This window comes from Mesorhizobium sp. M1A.F.Ca.IN.020.06.1.1, from assembly GCF_004023265.1.
Classification (GTDB): Bacteria; Pseudomonadota; Alphaproteobacteria; order Rhizobiales; family Rhizobiaceae; genus Mesorhizobium.
In genome coordinates this window covers 1-2491 of the sequence record NZ_RZSR01000888.1, presented here as the reverse complement: position 1 = coordinate 2491, position 2491 = coordinate 1, and the positions used below count along the sequence as shown (strand labels likewise).

Annotated in this window: 3 protein-coding genes; 2 read left to right on the top strand and 1 reads right to left on the bottom strand. The window is 63.3% G+C overall.

Annotation, left to right across the window (positions count from 1 at the left end; translation table 11 throughout):
• The coding region (locus EOA60_RS28555) for a glycerophosphodiester phosphodiesterase family protein (protein ID WP_164899611.1) at positions 1 to 564 on the bottom strand (564 nt) is incomplete at its 3' end.
• A gap of 232 nt (positions 565 to 796) precedes the next feature.
• Here EOA60_RS28555 and speB point away from each other — a divergent pair.
• Both speB and argC read left to right on the top strand, forming a co-directional pair.
• Complete coding sequence (speB, locus tag EOA60_RS28550; RefSeq protein ID WP_067000830.1) at positions 797 to 1798, top strand: agmatinase; 1002 nt, start codon at positions 797 to 799, stop codon at positions 1796 to 1798.
• A gap of 29 nt (positions 1799 to 1827) precedes the next feature.
• On the top strand, positions 1828 to 2491 hold a 664-nt coding region (gene argC / locus EOA60_RS28545; RefSeq protein ID WP_128312274.1), incomplete at its 3' end, for an N-acetyl-gamma-glutamyl-phosphate reductase.

The following is a 2491-nucleotide window of genomic DNA, read 5'->3' as shown; positions in this document are numbered from 1 at the left end:
GTTCCACAGGTTCTCCTTGACGATCACCTGATCGGCCATGCCGAGATCGCGGGCGACCGCGATCATGCCTGGCAGGTCCGTCACCTCCAGCTTGTTGTCGAGATTGATCAGGATCCTGTCCCTGGTCGTCAGCAGCATCTCGCGCAGCGTCAACACCGGCTCGCTGGTGACGGCGCCGGTGCCCTCGATCACCAGCCGGCACTTCTTCAGTTCCGCCAGCGTATATTCCACCACCTCGCCCTTGCAGTTCGTGGTGCGGTCGAGCCAGCTGTCATGCATGATGACGAACGCGCCGTCCTTCGAGCGCCTCACATCGACCTCGACGATCTCGGCGCCGATCGCGATCGAGCCCTCGACCGCGGCAAGCGAATTCTCGGCATAAAGCGTCTTGCCGGCCTGCATGCTGCCGGCCCGATGCGCCGCGATCATCACATGATCGCGCCACTGGCTGGCGTGTTCGAAGCGGTCGAGGATTTGGGCGGCGCGCGTCTCACCGGCTAAGGTTTGACTCGAGGCAGTCGCAAGCGCGGCGGACAGAAGAAGGCTCAGCCAGAGTGTTCGCATCGGGGAATCGCTCCGTTCCGGGTCGGGACCCGGTTAGGCGATGCCCATGACAGGGAGGTGAACGAAGCCGGCTAGCTGTTTGCTCAAATTTGTTTGGCGAGGCGTCATGGCGAGACAAATCCTGTGTTGCCGTGGCACTCCTCGAGCGCCGCTCGATATCGGCAAGCTGTGACTGGCAAGTTGCGTGCCGGTTCTGTAGTTGTGGCTCCCCGATGACAACCGAGGACCCGTAATGGCGAACCAAGAGATCGACCACGCCTTCACCGCCCGTTCCAAAACGGGGGCGTCGCTCGAGCCGACCTATGCCGGTGCGCTGTCGTTCATGCGGCGCAAATATACCAAGGATGCGAAGGGCGCGGACGCCGTCGTGTGGGGCATTCCCTTCGACGCCGCGGTCACCAATCGTCCCGGCGCGCGCTTCGGGCCGCAGGCGATTCGCCGCGCCTCGGCGATCCTCGACAACGATCCGCAATATCCGTTCTCGCGCGACCTGTTCGAACAGCTCGCCGTGGTCGACTACGGCGATTGCCTGCTCGACAGCGGCAACCACCAGAAGACGCCCGGTACGATCGAGCGCGAGGCGGCCAAGATCCTGAGCTCAGGCGCATTTCTTTTGACGCTCGGCGGCGATCATTTCGTCACCTGGCCGCTGCTGAAGGCGCATGCAGCGATCCATGGGCCGCTGGCCCTGGTGCAGTTCGACGCGCATCAGGACACCTGGCCGGACGACGGCAGGCGCATCGATCACGGCTCCTTCGTCGCCCGCGCGGTCAAAGAAGGCGTCATCGATCCAGACCGCTCGATCCAGATCGGCATCCGCACCCATGCGCCGGACACGTTCGGCATCAAGATCATTTACGGCCATGAAGTCGAGGAGATGCGCGCCTCCGACATCGCCTACGCGATCGTGGAGCGCACAGGCGGCAGGAAGACCTATCTTACCTTCGACATCGATTGCCTCGACCCGGCGTTCGCGCCGGGCACCGGCACGCCTGTGGCCGGCGGCCCGTCTTCGGCCAAGATGCTTTCGACGCTGCGCCAACTCGGCCAGATCGATATCGTCGGCGCCGACGTCGTCGAGGTTGCGCCGGCCTATGATCATGCCGATATTACGGCGATCGCCGGATCGATCATCGCCATGCACTATCTCGGCCTGGTGGCCGAAAGGAAGGCGCGGCTCGACGACCTGAACAACGGCACTCATGCCGTGCTACATAACGCGCAAGGCATATAGCTCTGGAATTGCAGGGATTTTGGCAACCGATGAAACCGAAAATCTTCATTGACGGCGAACATGGCACGACAGGCCTGCAGATCAGGGCGCTGCTGGCCGACCGCGGCGACCTGGAGATCATCTCCATTCCCGCCGATCGCCGCAAGGAAGCCGCGGCCAGGGCCGAATTCCTCAACGCCGCCGATGTCGCGATCCTCTGTCTGCCGGATGCCGCGGCCAAGGAAAGCGTATCGCTGATCGAGAACGATACGACCAAGGTCATCGACGCTTCGACCGCGCATCGTGTGGCCGAAGGCTGGGAATATGGCTTTGCCGAGATGGACAAGGATCAGGCCAACAAGATCGCCAGCGCAAAACGCATCGCCAATCCCGGCTGCTGGCCGCAGGGCCCTATCGCTACGCTGCGTCCGCTGGTCTCGGCCGGCCTGCTGCCTGCCGATTTCCCCGTCACCGTCAACGGCATCTCCGGCTATTCCGGCGGCGGCCGGCCGATGATCGAGGACTATGTCGGCAAGGGCGAGGACGCGCCTGAATTCCTACCCTATGGGCTCACGTTGCAGCACAAGCATGTGCCGGAGCTCAGGACCTACGCGAAGCTGTCGCACGATCCGATCATGCAGCCCGCCGTCGGCAATTTCGCGCAAGGCATGATCACGGTGGTGCCGCTGCAGTTGGGCGGCCTCGACCGTGTAC